Source organism: Deltaproteobacteria bacterium (genome assembly GCA_029860075.1).
Classification (GTDB): domain Bacteria; phylum Desulfobacterota; class JADFVX01; order JADFVX01; family JADFVX01; genus JAOUBX01.
The window spans coordinates 1-26,383 of sequence record JAOUBX010000008.1 but is presented as its reverse complement, the minus strand read 5'-3'; the positions used below and the strand labels follow the sequence as shown (position 1 = coordinate 26,383).

The 26,383-nt window shown below is 46.2% G+C and carries 17 protein-coding genes and 1 pseudogene; 4 read left to right on the top strand and 14 right to left on the bottom strand.

The genetic code is table 11. From position 1 onward, the window contains the following. The first annotated feature begins 227 nt into the window (after window positions 1–227). Entirely contained in the window at window positions 228–884 is a 657-nt protein-coding gene (locus OEV42_04045; protein MDH3973432.1) for a hypothetical protein, read from the top strand. Between the two features lie 191 nt (window positions 885–1,075). On the opposite strand, the gene OEV42_04040 is transcribed toward OEV42_04045, so the two are convergent. The 8 genes from OEV42_04040 to OEV42_04005 form a co-directional block, all read right to left on the bottom strand. Continuing rightward, window positions 1,076–7,195, bottom strand: coding sequence for an OmpA family protein (locus OEV42_04040; protein ID MDH3973431.1), 6,120 nt, complete (start codon window positions 7,193–7,195; stop codon window positions 1,076–1,078). A gap of 21 nt (window positions 7,196–7,216) precedes the next feature. Further along, window positions 7,217–8,518, bottom strand: a complete 1,302-nt coding sequence (locus OEV42_04035) for a hypothetical protein (GenBank protein MDH3973430.1) — start codon at window positions 8,516–8,518, stop codon at window positions 7,217–7,219. Between the two features lie 44 nt (window positions 8,519–8,562). Then, window positions 8,563–9,057 (bottom strand): hypothetical protein, encoded by a 495-nt coding sequence (locus OEV42_04030; protein MDH3973429.1) that lies wholly within the window; start codon window positions 9,055–9,057, stop codon window positions 8,563–8,565. A gap of 13 nt (window positions 9,058–9,070) precedes the next feature. Further along, the gene (locus tag OEV42_04025; protein ID MDH3973428.1) at window positions 9,071–10,057 is read right to left on the bottom strand and encodes a hypothetical protein; all 987 of its coding nucleotides are present in this window, start codon (window positions 10,055–10,057) and stop codon (window positions 9,071–9,073) included. 16 nt (window positions 10,058–10,073) lie between these two features. Then, the gene (locus OEV42_04020) at window positions 10,074–14,183 is read right to left on the bottom strand and encodes a DUF11 domain-containing protein (protein ID MDH3973427.1); all 4,110 of its coding nucleotides are present in this window, start codon (window positions 14,181–14,183) and stop codon (window positions 10,074–10,076) included. A gap of 6 nt (window positions 14,184–14,189) precedes the next feature. Next, window positions 14,190–14,429, bottom strand: coding sequence for a hypothetical protein (locus OEV42_04015; protein MDH3973426.1), 240 nt, complete (start codon window positions 14,427–14,429; stop codon window positions 14,190–14,192). 234 nt (window positions 14,430–14,663) lie between these two features. Then, the gene (locus tag OEV42_04010; protein ID MDH3973425.1) at window positions 14,664–16,355 is read right to left on the bottom strand and encodes a sigma 54-interacting transcriptional regulator; all 1,692 of its coding nucleotides are present in this window, start codon (window positions 16,353–16,355) and stop codon (window positions 14,664–14,666) included. Beyond that, a complete protein-coding gene (locus OEV42_04005) occupies window positions 16,352–18,382 on the bottom strand; it encodes a response regulator (GenBank protein MDH3973424.1) in 2,031 nt (676 codons plus the stop codon). Before OEV42_04005 ends, OEV42_04010 begins: the two co-directional genes overlap by 4 nt. An 801-nt stretch (window positions 18,383–19,183) precedes the next feature. Here OEV42_04005 and OEV42_04000 point away from each other — a divergent pair. Beyond that, window positions 19,184–19,525, top strand: a complete 342-nt coding sequence (locus tag OEV42_04000; GenBank protein MDH3973423.1) for a hypothetical protein — start codon at window positions 19,184–19,186, stop codon at window positions 19,523–19,525. A 367-nt stretch (window positions 19,526–19,892) separates the two neighbouring features. Further along, on the top strand, window positions 19,893–21,017 hold the full coding sequence (locus OEV42_03995; protein MDH3973422.1) for a hypothetical protein: 1,125 nt from the start codon (window positions 19,893–19,895) through the stop codon (window positions 21,015–21,017). Window positions 21,018–21,261: 244 nt separating this feature from the next. Here the strand turns inward: OEV42_03995 and OEV42_03990 are convergent. The 6 genes and pseudogenes from OEV42_03990 to OEV42_03965 form a co-directional block, all read right to left on the bottom strand. After that, window positions 21,262–21,369 (bottom strand): annotated as a pseudogene (locus OEV42_03990) (PIN domain nuclease). Beyond that, window positions 21,350–21,598, bottom strand: a complete 249-nt coding sequence (locus OEV42_03985; protein ID MDH3973421.1) for a DUF6364 family protein — start codon at window positions 21,596–21,598, stop codon at window positions 21,350–21,352. The pseudogene OEV42_03990 and the gene OEV42_03985 overlap by 20 nt, the downstream one beginning before the upstream one ends. Window positions 21,599–21,741: 143 nt before the next feature. Then, complete coding sequence (locus OEV42_03980) at window positions 21,742–22,377, bottom strand: hypothetical protein (protein MDH3973420.1); 636 nt, start codon at window positions 22,375–22,377, stop codon at window positions 21,742–21,744. A gap of 39 nt (window positions 22,378–22,416) precedes the next feature. After that, window positions 22,417–23,397, bottom strand: a complete 981-nt coding sequence (locus OEV42_03975; protein MDH3973419.1) for an XcyI family restriction endonuclease — start codon at window positions 23,395–23,397, stop codon at window positions 22,417–22,419. Continuing rightward, window positions 23,397–24,269, bottom strand: coding sequence for a site-specific DNA-methyltransferase (locus tag OEV42_03970; GenBank protein MDH3973418.1), 873 nt, complete (start codon window positions 24,267–24,269; stop codon window positions 23,397–23,399). The genes OEV42_03975 and OEV42_03970 overlap by 1 nt, the downstream gene beginning before the upstream one ends. 212 nt (window positions 24,270–24,481) lie before the next feature. Then, window positions 24,482–25,132, bottom strand: coding sequence for a suppressor of fused domain protein (locus OEV42_03965; protein ID MDH3973417.1), 651 nt, complete (start codon window positions 25,130–25,132; stop codon window positions 24,482–24,484). Window positions 25,133–25,551: 419 nt separating this feature from the next. On the opposite strand from OEV42_03965, the gene OEV42_03960 reads away from it, so the two are divergent. After that, window positions 25,552–26,286 (top strand): right-handed parallel beta-helix repeat-containing protein, encoded by a 735-nt coding sequence (locus tag OEV42_03960; protein MDH3973416.1) that lies wholly within the window; start codon window positions 25,552–25,554, stop codon window positions 26,284–26,286. The last annotated feature ends 97 nt before the right edge of the window (window positions 26,287–26,383 follow it).

Genomic DNA, 26,383 nt, shown 5'->3' with positions numbered 1-26,383 from the left:
TTATCAGGTACGGGCTTTTTTTTTGGGGTAAAGGGAGATAGCTTAAATTATTTACAAAAGGTTGCAAAATGAACATATTGCATCTTACTTTTATTGGCGGCTCGGAAACATTGTTATTTTTTTTTCAATGCCGGAAGAATAGACCGCCTTAGCACTCATTTGGATGAAAAAAATTTGCTGAGAACAGTTAATGAAAATTTAAACAAATAATTTTAGAGGAGCAGTTAATGAAAACAATTATGCAGTTAGTTTTTTCAGTTATATTTCTTTGTTTTTTATCAAGCAATCTTTGGGCCCTGGCATCTACCCAGACTATTAATGAAAAAGGACAAATTGTCGAAACTTTTTATACCAATGCTGATCCTTATCTCATTGCGCTAACCGCCGGTCCCGCAGGTTTATTGAAACCTTTTCCTCCATCACTTCCATATCTGTCTGAACCAAATATTGCTGATGGTCTGGCCGCACTTGCAAAAGTTACCGATAGCAGTGGAGAGGTTGTTGGTTTTGCATCCGAACTGGAGCACTTCACGGTAGATGCAACGGGTAATCTAACGGCAGCAGTCGAGTGGACGTTCAAAGTGCCCGGCAGAGGGACGCTGCTGGTTACTCAAACTGAATCTCCTGCTATGCTGATTGAAATAATCGAAGATATGGCCGCTAAAGGAGAAACGGAAAGGTATTTTGATCCCCCTCTTAAAGTTCAAACAACGGTTCCCGGCACAGGAAGGGTCGTTGTCGGGCTTGGAGAGTTTGAAGGTTTGACGGGTACCTTTAAAGAATATAATGAGTTTATCTATTTGAATTTTGCTAATGATACGATAGAAGCGAATCTTATCTTTGAAGTCACTTATGATAAAAATGAGGATGATAATCAACAGTGAGGTCTGTATTCCAGAGATGATCTATTAATGAGGGGAAGCAGTTAAATTCTGCTTCCCCCTTTTTCGAACCGTCCTGATCCGCCCTGGCGGTATGGGTTTATTTTGTCGAAAGAAAAGAATTAAAAGCCCCTGCAGGCGCACGCTGCAAGATTTCCCGGTGTGCTCTGCCTTTCTCAGCGGTGGAAATGATTTTACCTTAGCTCCGTTCCCTTCACCAACTCCCTGACCGTCTGCTGGTCAAATTTGAACCTGAACTTGATGTAGGGGCCTTGCGCTGTATAGTCGGCCTTTGAGAAATCCCTATCTTTAAAGCCGGTGAAGTTATAGCCCAGGCTGGCCCAGACGTTTTCGGCGAAATTGTAGCCCAAAGCGAGGCCGCTGCCGTAGTCGCAGTTATGGGAATGCCAGGAGTGAAGCATATTTGCCCGGAAGGCGACATCAAATTTCTTTGTCACATCATAGATTCCTTCAAGACCGATGAGGTCCGTATAACCTGAGTAATCGTCTTCATCGATATTTTCATTAACATACTTTGCGCCGTACTGGAAGGCAACCATCATTTTATCGTTAAGCTTGTAGTTGCTGTTCAGGTTATTGACGATGCGCCAGTTGTCATAGTGGAGGCTGCTGCTTTCCTCTTCGTTATAAATGAGATCGAGGCGGTTAAGTATTATCCATTTGGTGAAGGCCGGTCTCGATGCCAGGCTGAAGCGGAGATCGGCATTTCTTCTCCTGTCGCCGTTGTCATAGTCTGTTTTGAAGGCCTTTAGTCCTAAAGCAAGGCCGAGGCCTTTTCGAACTTCGCCGTTGGCGCCGGTAAAGAAGCCTGTTTTATGGGAAGTGTCGGCATAACGCCTTTCACCCCGCATCGTCCAGTCCCACTTTTCCGCACTGTAGGCAAGCCCTGCCGACATGGCTGTAAAGTCTTCGCTGCTTCCTGTGGCATAGGGGATGCTCGTATTAAGGCTCTTCCGGTTCTTTTCCCTTATCGTCTCAACCCTGTCGAGGCCTGCATCCATGCTCCAGCCTTTGGTGAGTTGCACCGTCTGTTTAAGGCCCAGGTTGGAGTAAAGCCTGCTGCCCTTTTCACTGATGCGGCGATCCAGTGAAGAACTGAATTCACCACCGGCCCAGGGGTTTGTTTTAAATCCGGCCCTTGTTGCCTGCGACTTTTCATAGGCGCTGTGGGCGATTTCATGATCCAGGAAGAGGGACGTCCATTTAGACAATTTGTAATCCGTTCCTATGATGGTCCGTGAGGGATAATCGGCATTTTCACTTTCACCGGCCAGGGCCTGCTCGTGGTTGAGCCTTACATTTAGCCTGTTTGCAAAAAGTGTGCGGTTTCCGCCCACCGTGACATGGCTCGATTCATCGCTCGTGCCGTCGCCGTACTTGTCGGCAGCTTTCCTGAAACCACCGAAAAGGGAATATTTCTTTTGGCTGTAAGTTGCCTTCATTTCGCCATGGTCTCTCTCGGCGCCGGTAAGGAGGTTTGACTGCCTGAAAAGCTGCGCTGAAAGGCCCGTGTTTTTACTGATCAGATAGTTACCTTCAAGGCCGGCCTTCTTCATGGCGTATTCACTTCCTCTCTGCTGGCCGAGACCGAAGTCCTCTTCCATCTCCCGGTAATAGAGTTTTCCCCGGACCTTGTCCGATATGTGGCTTATTTCTGCCAGATAGGCCTTGCCGCTGCGGGAAAGACCGAAGTATTCCGAATCGCTGGAGGCGATTTCACCGCTTACTGAAAGGCTCTTTGTCAGTTCGGATTTAAGATCGAAGCCATAGAGGTCGCCTTCTCCTCCCGGCGTTCCTTCATGGACGTGGGAAAGTCCCGTCGTCAATGCGCCGCCTAAAGACTTGACGGCCCCGCGGCCACCGTAATTGAATGCGGTTTCCGATGAATTATTGGTCTCGTAATCGACGACAATGTAAACAGGGTTGAAATTGCTGTCTGTGCTGAATACGGCCTCTCTGAAGAAGAGGGTTCCTTCGTCGTAGTCGATGCTGTAGTCCACATGCCTTGAGAGCTTTCTCGAAGAGAGGATCACTTCACTTCTGAACCTGTCTCTTACCTCGATTTCAACAGATTCGGAGTTGATGACCATGTTGTTTTTGGAAAGGCTGTAAAGGCCGGAAGTTCCATCCCCCCTGATTTCATCTTTAATAAAGGCATTGGCCGTATCGCCGGCAAAGAGCTTGTATTCGAAGTTCTCACCTTTCATTTCGGACTTGAAGCCGTTCATGGTTCTGCTGTAACGTGAGAGTTCCGTACTGGTGAGGCCTGTATCGTAATCGCCGAAGAGGGCATAGAACCTGTCTTTTTCTATTTTCAGGAAGAGTTCACCGGCGGTGGCGGCGTCATGCTGCTGCTCGCTGCCGTCACCATAGAGGGTGTAATAGGCATCGGGATCGACGGTCTGATGCAGCTTTTCTCTCTCGAGACCTCTCAGCTTATCGCTGTCATAGGCCATGGTGAGCAGCCACCGGCCCTTGATTCTTCCTTTGGCATAAAGGGCGATACGGCCGTCATAATAGAGGTCTTCTTCAATATCATTTTCATTGATGGCCTCCATATTGCCGCTTAGTGTATTGTAGCCTGCCGTTCCTTCACCGAAACCGACGAGTATCCAGTTGCGGGCCTCGGAACTGAGCCAGCTTCTTGCCTCTTCCATGCCATTATCGAGCCTGAACCTGAGAACCACTTCGCCCGTTTTCGTGGTGGGAGCGAGCTTGATGTAGGCAATACCCTCTTTTTCAATCTTGTAGCGGTAGAATTCTTTTTTGCCTCCTCCAATGCCTTTTTTATTGACCTCTTCGTTAAAATCGTTGGAAAGGTAAGGCGGATCGACTGTAAATTGCCCGATAAGCCCTTCTCTTGCAGGCTCTCCATTTTTATCGGTCAGTTTTACGGCGATAAGAGGTGATGATTTGCCGTTAGCCAGGAGGAAAGATTTTTCTTCGGCAATTGTTGCTTTCACAGGGAGCCCGGCGTAGTGGAGGGTCCTTTCCATACGGTCCAGTTCCTTACCTTCCTTATCGATAAGTTTGGCCAAAAACCTGTTTTCACCTTCCCTGAGATCGACGCCGAGCCAGGTACTTTTGTAAACTTTTCCATCAGCGCTTTTCGTGATGCCTTCAAAGTTGACTGAATTTACCTTCTCGCCATGGAGATAGAGCATGACGAGGTTTGAAGAATCATGCTTTATGCTTACCTTGACACTGGGGATGGCAGGATAATAATCCGCTTTTGGCCATAGCCACTTAAAGCCGGGACTGTCGTCTCTCAGGGCTTTTTCAAAATCACTTGCCACTTCTATTTTTTTAGGCTCTTGCCATGTCTCGCCGGGCCTTAGTCCCTCTGTTTCGACTTTTTCAATAGGGCTTTCATCTTTAACATGATCAAGATGTGACCAAAGGACCAGCCTTACCGATTCCACCTTAAGTTCAACGCGGCGGTTAAGGGCCCTTCCCTTTTCCGTCTTGTTCGTTGCAATCGGTTCGTCGGGACCGCGGCCTTCAAAAGACAGATGGAAAGGGTCGAGACGGAGTTTATCGATTATGTAGTTGCCCACACTTTCGGCCCGCGCTTTGGAGAGTTCATAATTATCGGCATAGACGGTTCTGGACCTTTTACGAATAGCCAGGGAATCTGTGTGTCCTGTTACATAGATGTGGGTAACGGAAGCGTCCTTAAGGGCCTCAATGAGATCATCGAGCTGTCTTTTGTAATCCTCATCGAGTTCGGCGCTCATGGGCTGGAAGTGGGGTCTTAGTATAATATCGGGATTTTCTACCTGCTCTTCCTCTTCCACACTTTCGAGAATATTTTCTGCCAGCGGTGTTCTGACATTTTTAATTGCAGGCGTATCGAAGGTAATAAGGGTTTTTGTTGTCAGTGTCCGGTACCCTTTCCCTGAAACGACGGCAGCGGAAAGCTTTAGCTCCCTTGTTGTTCCCGCTTGGCCGTTGCCTATATTATAAGTGAGGGAGTTGCCCATAATAAAAGGATCTTCCAGCGGTTCATTGTCATAGAAAGTGCTTCCCGGGAGGTAGCGCGCGCCGTCGGGAAGTATAAGGGTAAGCCTCATGTTTCTTACATCGACCTGGCCGATGGAGAAGGGAATGCTCAAGTCGACGATCCTTTTTTCTCTTTCCAGTTCCCGGTTCTTTATGATTTTCTTCATTTCCTTCCTTGATTGGTCGTCCGTATTTTTATCGAGGATAAGCTGTGAAGGTTCCCTTGAAGAAAGATTAGTGAAAGAACTTTTTTCCTTTGCCTCTTCATATTTTCTAAAACGGCTCTTTAGCTGGAGCGATATTTCACCGGCCATTCTCGGCTTGAGGGCCAGGTGGAAGTCGGCTCTCCACAATGTCCCTCCCTGAAGGTCGACAAAGCGGGAGAATGTCCTTCCGGCAAAACGGCTGTTTTCATGGCAGGAAACAACTTCATACATGGGGGGGATGGTGTCCACGTCAAGTTGAACAAGGTGTGTTCCTTTTGAGACGCCTTTAAAGTGGAACATACCCTTCTTGTCGGAGATGACGGAAGTTCCGTCTTCCATGTAGATCCTTATTCCTTCCACAGGGAAAGGCGCTTCTTTTTCATCGCAAAGACCGGCCATGACCTGTCCCGTTATGAGGGTTTCACTTCTGAAAAACGCTTCTTTCACAGTGACTGTCGCTTTGGCCAGATTTGATTCCATGCCGCCGTCGCCGGCAGCTTTTGCAATGTTGTGGGCCTCTCCTCTTTTTGCGCCTGAGGCAACTTCCGTAACATAGGTAAGCTTACGGGAAGCGCCCGTTGCCAGCGTCCCTATATTAACGGAAAGGGTCCTGCCGTCAGGTGAGATAAGGGGTTCATTTCCCTTTACTCCGCCTGTTTTGAGAGAGCCTTTTTCATATCTGAAGCCCTGGGGAAGCACGTCTGAAATGGTTGTGTTGGTAATATCCGCGACGGTACCGTTAATAACCTCAACTTCATATTGCAGAAAATCACCATGGGAAACGAAGGACTTGAGGGCCTTTTTCCGCACATAAAGGCTTGTAATGAGTGGATCGACGGGATAATCGATATGAAGGGCCGGGCCGGGATTAACAATAAAAACCTCGCCTCTCGAACCGGGATTGACAATGGCAAAGGGAGCGCCGGGCAGGGCCTGAAGCTCGGCTGTGCTCACTGTTGAAGGCGCTTCATAGCCTGACGGTGGTGTAACGAGAAGGCGATAGCTTCCGGGCAGAAGATAGGGAAACCTGTAGCTGCCGGTGGAGAAGGTATAGCTTGTTCCCCCCGAATCGGTGGCTGTTCCGCCCGATGTAACGGTTGAGGGGAATGTGCTTACACCATCGTCACCATAGACAGTGGCCGCCAGCCCTGTTGAGGCATCGATGAGGCTTACCGTTACGCCGTCGACGGGATTGCCGTTATTGCTGTTAAAGATGAGGCCGAAGGGATCGACGAGGGCAGCCGATGCAGTCGTATCGGCGCCGTCATTACTGTCTGTATAGGACGCCTGTGTTGTCGAACCGTCTGTTACCGAGAGGCTGCCGTCATAGGCAGTGGCAGCCGCTGTCGTTGTCATAAGGTAAGCTGCAAAGACTCCTGTATCGGTGCCGGTTTCGTATAGCCGCAGTACCTCTGTGTCGCCTGTTCCGTTGTTTGTCAGCGTAAGGGTAACGGTCTCCATGAGAAGGCTGTCTGCATTCTGATCGAGATCGGTAAGCCTTATAAAGATGATGTTCCCTGCATGAAAGAGGTTTGAAGTGATAAGGGGAACAGGATTTGACAGATCGAGTGGTGTTGACGAGCCGAAAGGGGTCGGCGCCGGCAGTGAAACAAAGGGACCACCGCTTCCACCGCTTGCATAATCCGTATTATTGACAAGAATATTGTCCGGCGACGGATGGGCAGGCGCATACTGCATGAATTCTATCTGTGAAGGTGTGTGGTAGGTGACTGTTGTCACATCAACCGTATTGGATGGTTTTGTAATGGGTGCAGAACTGTAGACTGAGAATTGCGCCGTCGCTGTATTACTGATGACGGTCCCTGCCGGCGTTGCCGCCAGGGATATTCCCGGCGCCGCTACGAGGATAATGAACAGGATAAAGGCCTTTCTCAATCCATAGCCCCTAAAGGATATGGATTGAGAGAGGCGGGCCGGAGGGAGGGTCAGACCGGCCTGCCTGCCCGGATTAAAGGTTAATTGTGAAAAAGAAAGGGCAAAAGCGCGCAAAACGGCGCAAGGCAAGGCCTTTAAGGCCCTGCCCATGCGCTTTCCTAACGCTCTTATGCCGATTACACTTTTCACTTTGACTCCTTGCCCGTAACCTTAGTTGATGGTTACCTGGATCTTGATGGTTGTGCTGGCCCCCGCATTGACGGTAAGGCCCGACAGGGTAACCGTATTTGCCGTCGTTACATTGTAATCACTTCCATCAGCATCACCATGGTCATTACAGACGTTGTTAATGACTATCCCTTCACCTGCGGCGCAGGCGTCGACGCCGTCATTGAACTGGGTTGCAAAGGTCAGATTGGCTGTGTCGAGCAGATCGGCAACCTGAACATTGGTGGCATTTGCGCCACCGGCTGCATTCGCGACGGTAATGCTGTAAGTAACAACGGCTCCCGGCATGGCGACAGGACTTGCTGTGCCGTTAACGGGATCTGAGTAAACAGCCGCCGTTTTGGTGATAGTCAGCGTTGCCCCTGATACGGTGTAAGTATTAACGGCAAAGTCGGCGCCGTTATTTGCCGCATCATCCGCTCCTGCGCCGTCGGCGTCATCGTCGGCTAAAGCAATGGCATTTCCTGTCCCCGCTGCACCGCCGCCGACTGCCTCAACGCCAATTGCCGAATAGGCGTTGGCAAAGAGGTTGACTGTCGCCGTCTGGGCATTGAGTGCCCCTGCCGAGATATCACCTGTTACGAGAACCTGGAAGGTCTCATTACCTGAAAAGGTTCCGAAAGTACTTTCATCCACATACTGAACATCTCCAGCCGATACCGTTCCGCTTGCATCAACGTCGAGCCAGAGTTCGGGCTGGATCGTGAGGATTGCGTTTACGTCGGTAACTTCAGCCGATGAAAGGGCAAAATACATGGCTGCATTACCCGTATTGGTGACGGTAAAGACGAGTGGCGCTGAAGTCTGGTTTGCAAAGACGGTGGCCCCTGCCCCTGCCGCAACGGTAACATCGACCATCTTGTCGACGGTAAAGGTTGTGTCACTTCCGGCGCCCGATGAGTTACCGGCCACCGAGCTTCCTATCTGCGTCTGATCGATACCGCCTACCTGGTAATCGACATAGGCCCTGTTGCCTATGACCGTCCCGGCCGGGGTGCCGACGGCATAGGCCAGCTGCGGCATGACGATGACCAGCGCAGATAGAATGACCAGCGCTGCCATACTGTATCGTTTTAGTGTTTTCATTTTCTCCTCCTGCTTATGGTTGTTTTTGTAAGTTTCTTTAAAGTCGGTTCTTTTTATTGCTATCCTTACTTCATCGTCGGGAGGCGGAAGATTGGGGAACCTGCCGCAACCGGTTTTCACAGGATTTGTTCTAAAACTGAGTTGTCTTGCTTTGTGAGTTGTTACCAGGCTTCTTTTTTTCTTTATATTCTTTTTCATTTCAACCCTCCTGAATTCGCTTAAAAGTTTATAAGTTTGTTTGTTTATTTAAGCTTGGCCCTGAATGAAACATGGCCTGCATCCCCTTTTTTTAAATCAGCGCTGAATATCCACCTGACATGGGTATATTCAGCCGGGTCTGCCACTCTTTCCCCGCCGTCAGCCGTCTTCACCTTCAACCGGGAAGGGATGTCGTACTTTTCCCCTCCATCAATGGAAAAGCGGATTAAGCCGTCCTTTCCTTTTGCACTCTTGCCGACGTAAGTCATGTGTTTTGGCACAGGATTGGTGATGACTACATTGTCAGCCGGTTTTTCACCGACATGCCTGTAATGTGTTGTAAAGATCACCTCATCACCGGGATAAACTTCCGCTTTTTCGGCATTTACCCTCTTTATTTCGGTTTCTCCTTTTTCATTGCTTGTCTTCATTTCCACTTCTGCCGCTGACCTTAGCTCTATGCTGCCCGGATCGGCTGCAAAAGTGCTGATCGGTAAGAGCAATATGAGAGCCAGTGCTGTCAAGACCTGTTTATTCATTTCAATCCCTCCGTTAGTTTATAGTGACGTCGAAAGTTATATCCTGAGCGGCCGAGCCGCCTGTTACATTGCCTAGCGTTACGGTTACCGTGTTGGCGGCGCTTATGCCCACATCGCCTGCATCACTGTCGGCGGCGTCGGAGAGCGCACTTCCATTTAGCCTTAATGTGTTTGCCTTATAGCTTGTATTTGCGGGAATCAGATCATTTATGACCAGTCCCGTTACTGTCCCCGTTCCTGTGACGGAGACAGAAAGTGTATAGCTGATGGTTGAACCCGTCATGGCAGTGGAGCCGCCCGACAGGTCTGTTACGACAGCTGATTTATTGATGACCACATCCAGTGTGGAGACGATGTAGCTGCCTCTTGTCGTTGCCCTTCCTCCTGAGGCGCCGATGACGGCGTCAATGAGACCGCCGTCGCCGCCATTGGCAATAATTGTTCCCACCGGCCCTGATCCTGTTTGAGAGGTGATGGTCAGTTCGCTGTCACCTGAATCACCATCGTTAAGTGATGGTGGAATGTCGTTTACAAGGAATAGCGTTATGGCTGCATCGGGAGAAAGGGTTGGCTCGTTGACGCCTGCCACATATTGAATGTCCGTTCCCGCATCGTAAGTACCATTGCCGTTGCTGTCGAAATAGATGCCGCTTAAAAGGGGATTAAAATCTGCCGTGCCAAGGGCCGAATTTGCCGAAAGATCGTAAGTTTCACTCCCGTTTCCACTGTTGGCGGCAAGAAAGGTAAGCGCCTGGCCTGAATCGCCCGATGACACCCTGACGGGGCCTGAATCCTGCCAGAGAAGATTGATGTTTATCAGTTCAGAAACGGTAATGTTAGCGGGCAGGCTTGTAATACTGTAATCCGTTGTGTCAACGGTATAGGTGACGGTTGCGCTATTGGATATATTTGTGCCTGCCGGTGTGCCCGCTGCCCATGAAGAAAGGGGGCTAATGGCGATTAGCAGAATGAGCGCCGCTATGAATTTAATCCCTTTCATAAATCAGTTCCTCCGCTCATTTAATCCTCACTCTGAATTTCAGGCTGAATGAGGGGTGGTTTGTTCCATCGGAGGCATTAAAGCTTCCGCCGAAGGTAATCTTTATTTTTGCCACAGCGGCGTCAAAACCGGCTGTCGGTGTCATGGGATTGTCGTCTGAATCGAGGAATTCGATGCTGTCGCCTCCGTCACCGAGGGAAGTAAAGGTATAAGTAAGACCGCTTGCCGTAGCGCCGTTGCTAAAGATGACGGGCCATCCGCCCATATCCCAGGCGTAGAACTCCGTATCGGCAGGGATGGCGTCGGTAATAATAACGGTGTCTGCATCGGCAACGCCGAGGCCCGTGTTGGTTGCTGATAGGGTGTATTCCATAACGGCGCCGGGAATGGCCTTGGGATTGGTCCCGCCGTTGACGGGATCCGATATGGCTGCCACCAGTTTTGCCAGTGTGATGAGCGGCATGGCTCTGGGCGTAATGACAAAAGACGAACTGTCGTTTGCACTGCTTGTGTCTGCAAGGCCGGAGGCGGTTATTGAGGCTGTGTTGGTAATGTTTGATCCTCCCGTGCCGTTATCGACGGATGCTCTAATTGTTAAAACAGCGCTGGAAAGTTTGGCAAGGTTGCCAATGTTCCACAGCCCCGGTCCGCTGCTGTAACTTCCGAAGGTTGAACTGTAGGACTGGTATGTAACACCGGCAGGCAGTAAATCGGTGATCTCCACACCTGTCGTATCGTGCGGGCCGTTATTGGTGACGGTGATGGTATAGCTAATGCTGTCGCCCTCATCGGGTGTAGAATTGTCCGCTGTTTTGACGATGGAAAGATCGGCCGCCTGTACGACCAGCAAGTCTGAAGCGCTGTCGTTGCTATTATCGGAATCATTCTGGTCGACGGCCGAAAGGTGGGCGCTGTTTGTAATGCTCCAGCCGGCTGTGCCTGAATCGATAGTTGCCCGGAGATAAAGCGATGCTGTGTTGGGAGCGGCGGCTGTAATGCCGCCGACAGTCCAGAGACCGCTTACGTTATTGAAGCTTCCCTGGGTGGCGCTGTAGGAAGTGAAGGTCACGCCCGATGGGAGATTATCCGTTACTTCAATACCCGTTGCATCTGCCGGACCGTTGTTGCTTACGGTAATGGTATAGGTCACTGTATCGCCGATGGTCGGTGTGGCATTGCTCACTGTCTTTGAGATGGCGAGGTCGAGACCTCCCACTTCAATGTCGATAGAAGAAACGTTATTTGCAAGGGCGTAGTCCGTCTGATCCACCTCTGTTACCCTTGCCGTGTTGCTAATGGTCTGTCCCGTTGTTCCCGCATCGACGGTGGCGGCAATGGTCATCGTTGCTGAAGCCCCGTTAACAAGAGTGCCTGCGGTCCACTTTGATTGACCGCCATTCCAGCTTCCCTGTGAAACGGTGACGGTCCCGAATGAGACACCGGCCGGTTCCATATCTTTTATGACAATGCCGTCGGCATCATTGGGGCCGTTGTTAACAATTGTAACGGTATAGGTAATGGCGTCACCTTCGCCGGGAACAGGGTTGTTTACGCTCTTGCTGATTTCAAGATCGACACCGCCAACGGAGATAGAAGCTGTGGCTGTATTATTTGAACTGACAGGGTCCACCTGGTCTGCTGCGCTCAGGGAGGCTGTATTAGTGATGGATGTAAGTGCCGTTCCCGTATCGACGGTTGCCGTCAGGGTAAGTACTGCCGTTCCGGGATTGGCTATGGAAGTGATGTTCCATAGACCGGTTCCACTATTGTAGGTTCCCTGAGTTGAGCTGTATGAAACATAGGTCACTCCTGCCGGAAGATTGTCTGTTACCTCTATTCCTGTTGCTTCATTGGGGCCGTTATTGTTTACGGTAACCGTATAATTGATGGTGTCACCCTCGTTCGGCCCTGAATTATCGACTGCCTTGGTAATGGCCAAATCCGCTTTTTGAACGGTTAGTGAAGCAGCGGATGAATCGTTTCCGCTTACAGGATCGAGCTGATCGATGGCTGAAAGGGAGGCCGTATTACTGATGGAAGTGCCTGCCGTTCCACTATCGATTGTTGCCGAGATATTTAGAAAGGTGTTTGCCCCGTTGGCGAGGTTGCCTATAGTCCATAGACCGCTGCCGCTGTTGTAGCTGCCGCCTCCCGAATCTGAAAGATAGGTGACCCCCGCAGGAAGGCTATCGGTAACAGCCAGCCCCGTTGCATCGTTATTACCGTTATTGGTGACGGTAAGTGTATAGAAGATTCCTTCACCCTCATTGGGTGTTGCATTGTTGATCGTTTTGGTGACAGCCACGTCGGTACCGCCTACCGAAATAGAGATTGAAGCGCTGTTGTCGGCTGCATGGGGATCGGCCTGGTCTGTGGCGGTAATATGGGCCGTGTTGCTTATAAGTGAGCCGCTTCCTGCCGTTACTGTTGCTGCCAGTTTCAGGGTGCTGCTTGCTCCAACGGTAAGATCGCCCACGTTCCAGAGGCCTGTGCCGCTGTTGTAAGCCGTTGAACTGCTGTAGGACACAAAGGAGAGTCCCGCCGGAAGAAGGTCCGTTACCTCGATGTTGCTCGAATTGTTTAAGCCCTCATTGGTGACGGTAATGGTGAAAATTACCGTGTCACCTGTATTGGGCGTTGCATTGTCGACACTTTTCGTAAGATTCAGGTCGGCGCCTGCCACAGTGATCGATGCTGAATCCGAGTTGTTTGCACTGATGGGATCAAGTTGTCCGGCTGTTGTAATATTCGTAAAGTTTGTTATTGTCGAATAGGCTGTTCCGGAATCTACCGTTGCATTAATAGAGAGAATGGAACTGTAACCACTAAGTGTTGGGGGAACGGTCCAAATGCCTGTTGAAAAGTTATAGGTTCCATCACCACTGTAAGAGTCATAGGTGACGCCGGCAGGCAGCGGGTCGTAAACCTGCACACCTGACGAATTGCTGGGGCCGGTATTGATAAGAGAAAGACGATAGCTGATAGGGTCTCCCTCGTTGGGTGTGAGGTTGCTTACCGTTTTTGTAAGCTCAAGATCAGCGCTCGGTAAAACGGTGAGTGTATCGGTGCGTGACTGGTTTTCATTGAGAGCGGCATCAACAGCATCTGTATAGGTTGCGGTAGCTGTTTCAATGGCCTCTACTTGCAGTGTGCCGTCACTAACTGTTGGCGCAGCGCCCGAAGAAACTATGGAACCCGTAAAAATGCCTGTGTTAATCCCCGTTTCTGTGACTGTGACGGTTTCACTGTCTCCGCTGGGGGCCGATATTGTTACGGTGATTGTCTCCGCTTCGGAAGCCATGCTGTTCCGGTCTGCATCATCAACTCTTATATAAATGGTGTCGCCGGGGTAAATTTCTGTCACATCACCTGTGCCGGCCAGGTCAGCAGCGAATTTTGCACTGCCTGTTGTGGGCTGAGGGCCCGTAGGCAGTACGGTTTCACTAAGCCCGGCATAAAGGTCCGAGGCGGCAACGAGGTCAGAGGCCAGTGTCTGGGCGCTATTGGAGCTTCCCATAAAATATCTGACCGGTGTTGAATCAGTAATGCCTGTAGCTGCTTTAAAATCTGTATAATTAAGGCGAAAGTCGAGAAAATAGTCTGTATCCCCGTTAAATGTGGAATCGGCTGTTACGACCCTGTAATTGCTGTTCAGTACGGCTGCTTCCGGCCAGGTGGGTGTAGCAATGACTTCGGCTTTGTCTGAGGGATCACCTGTGCCTGTTTTAAGGGTATTCTCGGCAAGGTAGATTTCTTCGGAAATACCATCAACCATGACCATCCATTCGTAGTCATCGGCATTCTGGTCCGTATCAATGATGAAACCCCATCCAAAGGGGTCCAGTGCTGTTCGTGGATTGTTGAGGGGGTCATCGTCGAGGCGGATGCGGAAATTGATGTATGTGCCGTCGTTAGATATATAGGCAGCAGGATAGGGTGTTGTCGTGTCTCCTACAATGTCCCGCGAGCCTGCTGCATCGTTAAGCGTATCGTCGACGGGGTCCACCCCTCTGTAAATGGCTATCCAGTCTGCATCATTGGGCCAGGCCAGGGCCATAGCAGGCATAAGAGAGAATAATGGGGCGAGCAATAGAGGGAGAATACTTTTTTTAAAAGGAGCCATCATGACTTTTTACCTTTTACTTTTACAAATTGACTTTCTGTATGTTTTTTTAGGGATTGCTGCTTTTTCTTTATAAATGGGACAGAGCTTGTAATTGTTGCCGCAGTAATAAATGGCATCGTAAATTTTCATGCTGCTCATATTCATGCAATAGCATTCCTCGAAGGGTTTTTTGATCAAAGGACAGTTTTTCATTTTTCCGGCTCCTTTCTCTGTTTTTTTGTTATCCGGTTTTTTTACTTTGCTCATGACATACCTCTTCCTGTCTTTACTAAGAACAATATGTATGCCAAAGGGCATCAAAAGAGGGGTGTCTAAAAAGCTTTAAATATCAATGGGTTGTGCGTGCGTTAAAGGGGATGTGGATGTCCTGAATAGAAAAAGAGGCTGTTGTGCAACAAACTGTTGCACAACAGTTTGTTGCATTGTCCGGTTATGCATCAGATGAGGGGAAAAAAGAGGTGTTGCTGAAAGGGTGTGTTTTTAAGTGATGTTATACTTCTGCATTTTACGGTAAAGTGTGCTTCTGTCCATATTTAACATTTTTGCCGTTTCTGTTTTGTTCCATTTTGTTTTTTTCAGGGCATGCCGTATGCGGTCGTCTTCCTTGTCCTCCCGGGAAGGAGGGGCAGCTTCTTCACTGCGGCTGTCGGAAAGAAACTGGCGCGGGAGGTCATCAATGGTTATTACGGGGGCATTGCAAAGAATGGCGGCATGTTCCAGGATATGTTCAAGTTCTCTCACGTTTCCCGGCCAACGGTAATCCATAAAGGCCTTAAGTACTTCCGATGAAACGCCTTTTATCGTTTTTTTAAATTTTTTGCTGAATTGTTCAATAAAATGCCTGGCAAGGAGATTGATATCGGTCATTCTCTCTCGCAAGGGGGGCATGGTTAATTCAATAACTCTGAGGCGGTAGTAGAGATCTTCCCTGAACATTCCTTCTTTAACTTTCTTGCGAAGATCTCTATTGGTTGATGCAATGACTCTCGTATTTATGGGGATAATTTCTTTGCCGCCTACCCGCTGTATTTCCGATTGCTCCAGTACCCTTAGCAGTTTTGCCTGGAGCGTAAGGGGCATATCGCCGATTTCATCCAAAACGAGGGTTCCCCCTGAGGCAAGCTCGAACTTTCCTTTCTGGAGCGAAATGGCGCCGGTAAAGGCCCCTTTTTCATGGCCGAAAAGCTCGCTTTCTATGAGGTTCTCCGGGATAGCGGCACAATTAATGAATATAAGCGGTTTGCCGTTTCTGAGAGGATTGCCGTAGTGGAGGGCCTGGGCAACGAGTTCCTTGCCTGTTCCGCTTTCACCGATGATAAGGACCGTTGAATCGACTTTTGAGATGTTCTCAATGAGATCATAGAGGGCCTGCATTTTCTGACTTTCACCGATCATATTTTTAAAGCTTTTTCTTGCCTTCAGATCACGCTCCAGTTCGGCAAGCCGTGTCTCGTCAGAGATGACCATTACAGCACCTGCATAGTCCCCCTTTTCATAAATGAGGGGTGACGTGGTTATTGTGACGAGCTGGTTTTGTCTGTCACTGCGGTGGCATTCAATTCGGTGAACTTCTCCCGGTTTTTTTATCGTGACGGCCCTTTTCAGAATTTCTGTGCAGCCGCTGCCGCAGGGGCGGGCAAGGGTATTGTATTTTTTTCCAATGTCCTTGCGCGTAAGCCCGCAAATGGATTCGGCTGCCTTGTTGAGTTCAATGATCTTAAAATCCGTATCTACCGTGATGATTCCTTCATTAACGCTTTTATAGATGGCCTCCAGGTTTGATTTATAACTCTCTTCCTTTTCCTTTGAATCCTTGTACTTGATGGCGATACGGACGGCATTTAAAAGCATTTCCTGGTCGACAGGCTTGGAAAGATAGTTAAATGCGCCTAATCTCACCGCTTCTGTGGCCGTTTCAATATCAGGATAACCGGTCAGCACGATTACGGGACAGGTGAGTTCCATTTCCCTGATTTTTTCCAGCAGATCAAGGCCAGTTTTCCCGCCCAGTATGATGTCGGTAATGATGAGATCAAAAGACTTTTCTTTAAGTTTTTCGAGGGCCTCCCTATAGTTACCGGCCGTTACAACAGCATATCCTCCCTCTTCAAGGAACTCCTGGAAGGTAAAGCGGAGTATTTTTTCATCATCGACAACAAGAATGGAATTCATCGTTCCTCTTTTCTTGCAGGAAGTTCAATAATGATTTTTGTATATTGGCCTTCCCTGCTGTCAATAGAAAGGTTCCCACCGTGGTCAATGATAATACCGTGACTGATGCTGAGGCCAAGGCCCGTTCCCTCCCGGGGGGGCTTGGTTGTAAAGAAGGGGTTGATGACCTTGTTAAGGACCTTTTTTTCTATACCCGGGCCACTGTCATGAAAGACTGTTCTCACGTAGAGATTTTTATCCCGCTTAAAGGTCTTTGCCTTGATTTTCAGGACTTTCTTCTTATCGTCATGGGGATACTTTTTATTGAGGGCGTACCTTGCATTATTAATAAGGTTGAGGAAGACCTGTTCTATTTGCTGATCATTGGCTGTGAGCAGTGGCAGGTCTTCGGGAAAATCAATATGGAGTGTAATGCCGTCCTTTCTAAGGTGGGCCTCGGTCAGTGCAAGTGATTCGCGCAAAACGGCTTCAAGACTCATGGCTTCCAGTTTGTCTCCCCTGTGCCTGGCGAAGGAAAGCAGGGCCTTTACGATCTTGGCCACCCGTTTTCCTTCCTTTATTATCATTGATGCCAGTTCTTCTATTTTTTCTGCTCCTTCACATTTTTTTTCAATGAGCTGGGCGCAGTTGATAATGCCGTTGACGGGATTGTTTATTTCATGGGCAACGCCGGCGGAAAGTTCCCCTATTGATGCCAGGTGGCCTGCTTTCATTGCTTCTGCCTGGAGGTTAGCTGTTTTGGTAACGTCGATTAAAAATTGAAGCACGTTGTTTACCCGTCCTTTTTCATCAATTACGGGAAAGGCACGGATATGAAGCATCTTTCCATCGTCCATGGAAATTTCGTCACTTTCTTCGTGACCGCTTTCAAAGCATTTTTTTACGGGCCATTCATCCAGGTCCTCATAAATCCTGTTTATAATAGCAAAGGGCTTGCCCGGCTCTTCCTTTTTCTTTAAACCGAATATTTTTATCGCGCCATGATTGGACCAGAGGATATGAAGGTCGGGGCCGAAAAGGATGAGAGAATCGGGTATGGCTTCAAGAAGGGCATTGAATTGCTGGAAGAGGCTGCGTAATTCATTTTCACTTACCCTGAGCGATTCTTCCACTTTTCTGCGCTCGCTGATCTCGTCTTTCAGCAGGATGTTGGCGTCGGAAAGCGCTTTTGTCCTTTCCCTGACTCTCTCTTCAAGTTCGCCATGGGCTTTTTTAAGGGCTTCTTTCGCTTCCGTTCTTTCCGTAATATCGTCACAGGTCGTTACAATGGCAATGGGCTCATTGTCGTCGTTAAGCACAATATCCGATAGCAGTTGAACAGGAAAGGTGGTGCCGTCTTTTCTCAGGTTCGTCGTTTCTCTCCTGAAACTTCCGATTTCTTTAAGTTTTTTTCTTTCCATCGGTTTCCAGAGTTTTTTCGGCGCAAAAATCCTGGCGTCCTTTCCGATGAGTTCTTCCGGGCTGTATCGATGCATTTTTGCTTCGGCAGGATTGCAGTACATGATTTTTCCATCGGGATCAGCGATGGTCAGTCCCATCTGCATATTGTCGATGGCTTTTTCGAAGTATCTCAGTTTCTCGTTTGTTTCTTTAAGTTCACCGGTAAGGTCCAGCAGTTCACTCTCATGTTTTTGCCTCTTGTCAATTTCCGATTTAAGGCCCAGGGCGGCCCTGACCCTGGAGAGCAACTCAATATTATTGACAGGCTTATGAATATAGTCGTTGACGCCTGCATCAAAGGCAAGTTTGAGCCTGTTCATATCATTAATGGCGGTAACCATGATGACGGGAATATAGTGGTGCTCTTTACTTTCCTTGAGCATGCGGCATGCTTCAATGCCTCCCATCCCGGGCATGACCATGTCCATGAGGATGAGGTCTATCCTGTTTTCTTTATTTGCGGCAAGTATTTCCATTGCTTCTTCACCGGAAGCGGCAGTTAATATGTCGCTGTACCCGGCGGAAGCAAGGATATCTCCCGTTATTTCCCTGATACTTGCTGAATCGTCAACGATTAGTATTGCCATGGATAGGATGTGAAAATTAATAGTCCGGGAAAGGGTAGTTGGATCACGATTTCCAGCGCAACCTTTTGATTCCACAACACATTCAAAAAATGCCCGCTTAACCTGCGGGTGAAACCAGGATTTTTTGAAAGCACTGTGCGCCCCGAAGGAAGTGCCCTTGGGGTAAAACCAAAATGTTACACTATAAATTCATGCCGGCCACCCTTTCTCGGATTTTATTTCAGGATATTTGCAGGTTATCACAAGATATTTGATAATGCAAAGGGGGAGGGACGGGAATGTTTTTATCCGTCATTGTCCACTTGACCGGGAATCGATGGCTCAGGTTTTCCTCATTACAAATAATCATGCCATTTCGACGGCAGGGAGAAATCTTAAAAAAGTATCCCCCTGTTCATATCATTTCCACTCTTTTTCCCTGATTTTAATCTTTTCAAGCACTATTGCCCCTCCAAAAAAATAAATTTCAAAAGGTCATAGATTTGAAGTATTGGTCAGTAAATTCCGGCTAATCACTGAAAGGTTCAGGGAAGGTCATACCTTTCCTGTAGAAATCGTTATTTTTATTGACTACTGTTTTTCTAAAACAGGAAAGGAGGTTAATTACCGGATGGGGGCATGCACGAGAAGGGTAATAAAATCTGATCAGGGAAAATAATAAATGATGTTCCCTCTTTGTCATCAATGATTGCTCTTTGAGGTTTTTTTACCCTGTATATCGTGCAAGCAGGGATAGAAAGTGAGGACTAATCAAGATTTTATTTCGTAAACTATTTAATTGCTGATTAAAAGGAGAATATTATGAAAAAGATTATATTTGCTGTTATTATTTCAATGTTTTTATCAACGCCTGCACTTGCAGATACCGTAAATATTACCACTGTTGCCGATTTTATTACCCCGGAAAAGCCGGGCGCTTCCGGCACTATTTCCTATGCATTCAGACCATCAGCCCCAATTTCCTTTACCGTGGCCGGAAAAACCTGTAACTGGACAAGCTCCTCTTCTCCATGGGGGTCAGGTGGCGGAGCCGGTTGTAATTACAAAATTACAGTCGATGCATCAGGACAACTAAGCAATGCAACAAGTAATGGAAAAGGTTGCACTCCATCAGGAAACGAAATGATCGCTGCCTGTCAATAGCTGACAAAAGAGGGCGCAATATGCTATTGCGCCCTCTTTTAAATTTATGGCAATTCCAGGGATTAATGTGGATAAAGTTGCCTAACGAATAAGGTTAGATAACAACAGTTTCAACCTGGACTGGCTTTGGAGTGTCAGCGGAAAAACCAGTCGGTGAAGCTGAGCGTTATTTTGAAAAAAATAGTGGCCGAATCAATGATTGAAAGGTATATGTTTACATATATGACCCCAAACTTGACAGTTAAGGAAGGTCAGATTCTACCAAATCTTTTGTGGGCAACAAGGCTCTCCTTTTGCCCTCCGGAGCCGCTTGCTGAAAAAGTAACTTCATTCACCCTATTACAATATAAATAAGGAGCTTAATGTTATGTCTAATCCATGTTTTTTTACAAATATTGAGAACAAAACACAGAGACCTATTAAATTAACCAGCGGTTCATCAGAGGACTGGCAGCATGATCATGTGAACAGCAAGCCGGAGATAAAACCGGGAGATATCCTGGATCTACACTCTGTTTCCGATGTCAATTCACATTGGGGAGATTCATACAGAAGGATAAAGGTCAGTTATGTGGATGGCCCGGATATTGGAGAGTTTCAGCTGGGTACAGATGATGCTTCCTTTAGCAAGTATAATAACTCTTCTAAACATGACACTTCCGATGATTATTACTTGAAAGCCGGCAGTAATACAGAATTGATAGATATTTTTAGTCTCAAAGGCCGTGGGGATACCGGAAACTGTTCTCTTAAGATTCACGTACATCAGGGAACACCTGCCATTGTTGCTGCAAATAATATCTCTATCTATTTTGAAAACGAAACAGACCATGAATTTAGCTTTACACCGGGAGATAAATCGGAAGATAAATCGGAAGATAAACTCAAAAATAAATTAGGCTGGCCATTATGTTCTAATGCTATTGCAAGCTGCGGATCAGATCTGAAAATTAAAAAGAAAGAACTATTCCAAAAATCAGCTATATCAGGTCCTATTTTATATAACACAGACAGAAGCACTTCAGGAGGGACATGGGGAGCTTTTCCGGGTATTCTCAGAGAGATTAAAAAAAACAGTTCCACTCTGATTAGTTTCAGGGTAGTAAGCATACCAACCTATGGTCAGGAGCCTAAATGGGAAAAATCTAAGACCTTATTGTCATTTGGTGCTACGGCTGGTGTTAATATCCGTTCGTGGCTGATTGATATTGATGGAAAGGCTAATTTAGATGCGCTTTTACAACTCAATGTAAACGAATTAATGAGCCCCATAGGTAAAATTACAAGCGGTAGAGAAACCTTTGAAAAGGATGGATCAACCTACGAGTGTAATCTGGAATTCGGTTTTGCTACTCTCGATATTCCTAAGGCAAAGCTTGTTGATTTAATCTTTAATAAGGATTTTGTTTTAACCCTGAAGGAAGGAACGACCTGGAATAAGGAAACTAATACTATCAATGCCTCGGTTACTATAGTTATTGAAAATGCCTGAGTGATAAGAAAGTAAGTGATAAGTAGTGCTTTTCAGCAACTGGCCGGAAAGGACGAAAAATGGTGAGGTAATTGGGGACAGCTATAGTTGTTCAGTAATTGTATCACGCTTTTAAGAGTCAATATTTAGTTCCATTGCTACTTGCAATTCTAATAATAAATAGAACCGGATTCCGCACTAAGTGCAGAATCCGGAAGACCTTCTGTAAACACTTTTGGTGACATAAGGAGTAGTAGGATGTTCCCTTTATTTCCTTCTTTTCAGCAAGAGAGAATAAAGCGGCTGCGGATTTGTAGAAAGGCTCACGTTTGGCGAGAAGATCGAGAAGAATATCAGAGTCGATACTTCTCAATTAGATATTGGGCATAGTCATCTTTTATGTCTTCATCTTCCTCAAGCTTGATTACTCCGGACAAATCCTTCACAATAGGTGTTATTTCCACTTTTTCCCCACTTTCTCCGGTAATCACCCTGAAGTAGTTCTCCACGAGTTGAGAGAGACTTTTGTGCCTTGTCCCGGCATAAACTCTGGCTTTTTCAATGACATCATCATCGAGCTTGAGTGTTAGTTTTTTGTTTATGGCAAAAACCTCCGATACGTACTAATGTAATAACAATAGCACGTACTCGTCAAGTAGTAAACCTGCAGGCGTAACAAAGAGAAGGGGGATGAAAAGGATTTAAGTGTATAAGATTGGGCAAAGCGTAAATGAATCCCAATAGGCTACTTCACCCTTTTGAAAAGGAATGAATCTTTTTCAGGAAATAAAGTATTTACAGGCGTTTCTCTGAAAAATCTTACCAGGTTTTCTGTACTGTCTGTAATGCTGGTACATACAATCTTTTCTATTTTTATAATGTCCCCTTTATTGGGCCGAACCGGTTTCTTCTTTATTTCCCCTTTTAATTTACCTTTTTTTATTGCATCAGCTACGATATTTTCATTAATCATTGAAAATGAAAAGCTATCCTTGTCTTTAAAATTATACTTGAAAAAGTAGTACCCTCCTTCATCGGGCGGTATCTCGTTAGAAGGTTCAATAAATTCTACCTTTATGGCATTGAGATTCATAAAGTGATTACCCTTAATTTCTGTTGGAAACATGGATGCCGCCACGGTGACGAGATTTCCTGAATCCGTGTGTTCAATGGAGACAACCTGAGTTTTATTATCCTTCAGTTTTCCAATATGCAGGAAAACGGTATCCCCCTCTTTTTGAAGCTTCCAGGTGCCCTTAAGCCTATCATCAAAAGTCGCTTTATCGGGATTTGATAAGGGATGAACCGATGTAAGTGGGCAACAGGCTGAAAGGAAGGAGAGAAAAATGAGCAAAGGAATTGTTTTTGAGTAAGTATTCATGAATTTTCAAATGCTTGACCCTTATTTATAGAATATCTGCTAAACCATGTCATTCCGTATCCCTGTCAATGAAATTACACGCTCTTTAAAGTCTTGGTACTCATCGCTTTCACCCTGCTTTAAAGAAGATAAGCGATAAAAAGTATTTGTAGACGGCGACTCCCTTTTTGACATTTCTATATCAATACGGTCTACATTGACGACTGTCCAACACTCGACATATCCTGTTGCCTTTGCTTTTTGGTGACTTTTTTCAGCTTCGCCCACGCGGTTGTGAATGTTAGAAAAATCCGTCCCACCTTTGACCTCAATAGCAATTATATTTCTATATCTTTTTTTGCTCATTTCCTCTCTAATGACTATGTCGGGATCAGGTGCAAATTCTATTAGAACTTTTCGACCAGCAGCATTCTCAATTTCGATTTTGCCAGCGCTGGACTTCGTGGCGGGATGTTCAACAATGTCGTGAATTGTTTGAAACACATCAACGATACCAGCAACACCCTTTTTGACATTTGCACCACCTCTTAACTGTGGCCCAACGGTAAGAAGGGTTAAATCGTCAAGCATATCCCGGCTCAATCTATCGATTCCAATCCCATTTACTAAAGCCACCGCACTGACAACCAAACCTTTGCACAAATTTGATAAATCAGGCTTATTTCTTTCAGTTAGAATTCCTTTTGATTCCATTGATTTGAAGCCAGAAACACCGAATTCTTTTGTATAGAATTCTTTTTGACTGAATCCGAGCAGTAATCTGTAATAGCCGAGTAGATATGGATTAGTTTTAAGAACACATGGAACTGCATAAACAAGCTCGCCTCTCAAGCCATGTTTCGCTAGTGCTTTGAGGCTACTTTGTGGTACATATGTGGACAACTCCTTGTCTAGAGTAGACAGGTTCAGAGCGTCAATGGTGCTGCTTAATGCGTCTTGAAGGTAAAGGCTTCGTACCTGACCAAGTGCGAATGAAAAATCAATTTGAAGTTCTGGTGCAGGAATATTTATATCCGCCATCACACAGCAACCTTAATTATTCTTTCCTCTGTGGCACTTAGCCGATTTGCTGCTATGGCCACATATTCTGGATTTAATTCTATTCCAGCATATCGCCTATACTGTTCTATACATACAATGCCAACTGTGCCAGAACCAAAAAAAGGATCGAGAATATAATCACCCGGTTGTGAAGAAGCTAGAATACAAGGTTCAATCAACTTAGGAGGAAACGTTGCAAAGTGAGCTTCAGGAAATGGTTGTGTATTAATATCCCATACACTTCTACGGTTGCGAAGTTTTCCATTTAATCCAACTTCTTTAACTAACTCATAGTCATAGTAATAGTGCTCTGACTTGGTGAGCATGAATAAATATTCATGTGCACGTGTTGGCCGATCTTTTACACTTTCCGGCATTGCATTCGGTTTGCGCCAAACAATATCACTTCTTAGATACCAGCCGTCATCTTGAAGAGCAAATGCTAATCTCCACGGAATGCCTTGAAGATCTTTTGGTTTTAAACCTTCAGGGGTATCTGGTCTAATGGTCATTGCCCGTGCAGGGTTTTTCTTGTCGACTGCGCGGTAACCACGATTTCCACTAGTATATCCGTCACCAACATTCAACCATAGTGTGCCATCGTCGCGTAGAACGCGTTTTACCTCGTTAAATATTGCAACTAAATGATTAATAAATTGTGGTAAAGTAGTTTCCAATCCAATTTGACCATCAATCCCATAATCACGAAGCCCCCAGTAAGGGGGAGAAGTGACAACGCATTGAATCGAAGCTGACGGTAATAGGCGAAGCGCGTGCAATGCATCCCCTTCCAGAATTAATGAATCATCGAGAACTATCTTGTCTGGAGGTGTCGTTTTTCTATATCTCATTTGACAACCTTCGCTTTGATTTTCTTCCAACTATGTTATTAACAGGCTTTCTCTATTTAATACATGAATGTGACTCTTGTCAATTAAATGTTCAACTTTGACATTAAGAGCTATAAAAAACTTCAGATGAGGGGGGTACTCTTACGACAGGCTCAGTCCCGCAGCTTGGGCATTGCCCACGAAATTAACTCACATCAACGCCCCCTTCATTTTCACACAACCGGTTCTCTATCCATATCAGAATAGGGATAGTATCCTTTTTCCTCCAGCAGGTTGAGCAGTTCTCTTCCGCCATTTTGCATAGCATATTCCATTTCACTGCGGTGAATTTCAATGACAGCCATGAGCCCGAAATCTTCAACATCATCACTGGCTGGTTTATATTCGGAAAAAATGAGGCATTTACCGCCTATACCTTCCATATCGGAAGGGAACTCACATGTTTCATTCGGATTAAGCGTCGCTTGCTTGCTATAATTTGCTACCGGATTCAGAATGGAGTTTATATTTTTATGGGCTTTTCCAAAAGTGGCGTTTTCTTCTTTCGCCTGATCCAGATTAAGTTTTTCTCTCGTAAACATGACCAGTTCATATTTTTTGTACTTATCATTTGATGAGCTTTCTCTGCATGCGTAAGAAAGCTCTTTTGTGGCAATTGCTGTGCCCGGAATACCATTTGGATAATAATAAAGATCCAAACCGCCGCCTACTTCATAAGGAATAAGAGCATGCATTACCATGTCATGCTCCTTTGCCAGTATTGATTCCATTAATCGGCTTTTTTCATCAAACCAATTATTTTCAAGTTTTTCTTCCTCTTCCTCTGTCAGCTTTTTCTTTTTTCCGAAAAATTTTCTTAGCATATTAACTCCCCATATTTTGTCAAAGGCCTGGACGCGGCCCCTCTTTTCGTTCTAACTTTCACTTCTATCTCACAGCCTGATATACCTCTAACGGCTGTTATATTTCCATTTTCATCGTTTACTTTTAAGGCTTTTACTGTAAGTGAATTAATCTTACCCTTTCTCTTTATTTATGGAAAGAACTTACGGCAATGTTAGAAAAAAGCTCATTTTTTATCAAATGCGTAGATGCAACACCTGTTATTTCCGGCTTTTATTCGTTTACAAATAAAGTTGATTAATGTATAAAAAGTAATGTTAAAAAAACGGGGAAGAATGAAATGGGGACCCAAAAACTTTATGATATTTAAGGCCAGCCCTGATGATGCAGGTTACTTGTTTTTTTTGATATAGAAGTATTGGCAAAAGGCCAGGAAACAATGCATAAAATCCGAAAGTCCTTCATTATTTTTATCTTCTTTAATGTAATCGTTATATGCACACCGAATTTTATTGAGGCTGCTACATATTATGTTTCAACTTCGGGCTCGGCAGTGTGGGCCGATTGTTCAAACACGGCAACTCCCTGTTCATGGCAGACGGCAATAACAAATGCTAAGGCAGGCGACACAGTCTACTTCCGTACCGGTGTCTATGATCCTGGAAATGCGGCAAATTACGACATACCTGCAATGAATCCGGCAAATTCAGGCACAGCAGGGAATCCAATCATATTTAAAGCTTACCCCGGTGAAAGTCCGGTTTTAACGGGCAATATGGACGGTCCCGTTATAGGGGCTTTCAACCGAAACTACATTACCTGGGATGGTTTTACTTCCACCCAGGTAGACACGGGTGGGGTCAACTTCCTGGTGGGTGTTTTTCAGTCCAATAATATTACTATTAAGAACTGTGACCTGACGGGATTAAATGCCGATACCCACGATAATAATGCCTTGATATTTGCGGATACGGCAAGCCATCTGACCATTGAAAACAACTTGATTCATGACTCGAACGGATTATTGCCGGGAGATCCGGATCGTATAGAAGCTGCTGTTAACAGCGCCGGAATAATTCTTTACAGTACATCCTATGCAACGGTTAAGAATAATGATTTTTATAATAATTATATCGGTATTTTTGATAAAGACGCGGGGAACTATAACAATTAGCGTTTTATCTGTAGTGCCAGCGGCATTAACAGATAAAATGAGGTTGAACTTAGCCGCTGGATTTAATGTTACATCTATACTCTATCTCTATGGGGAT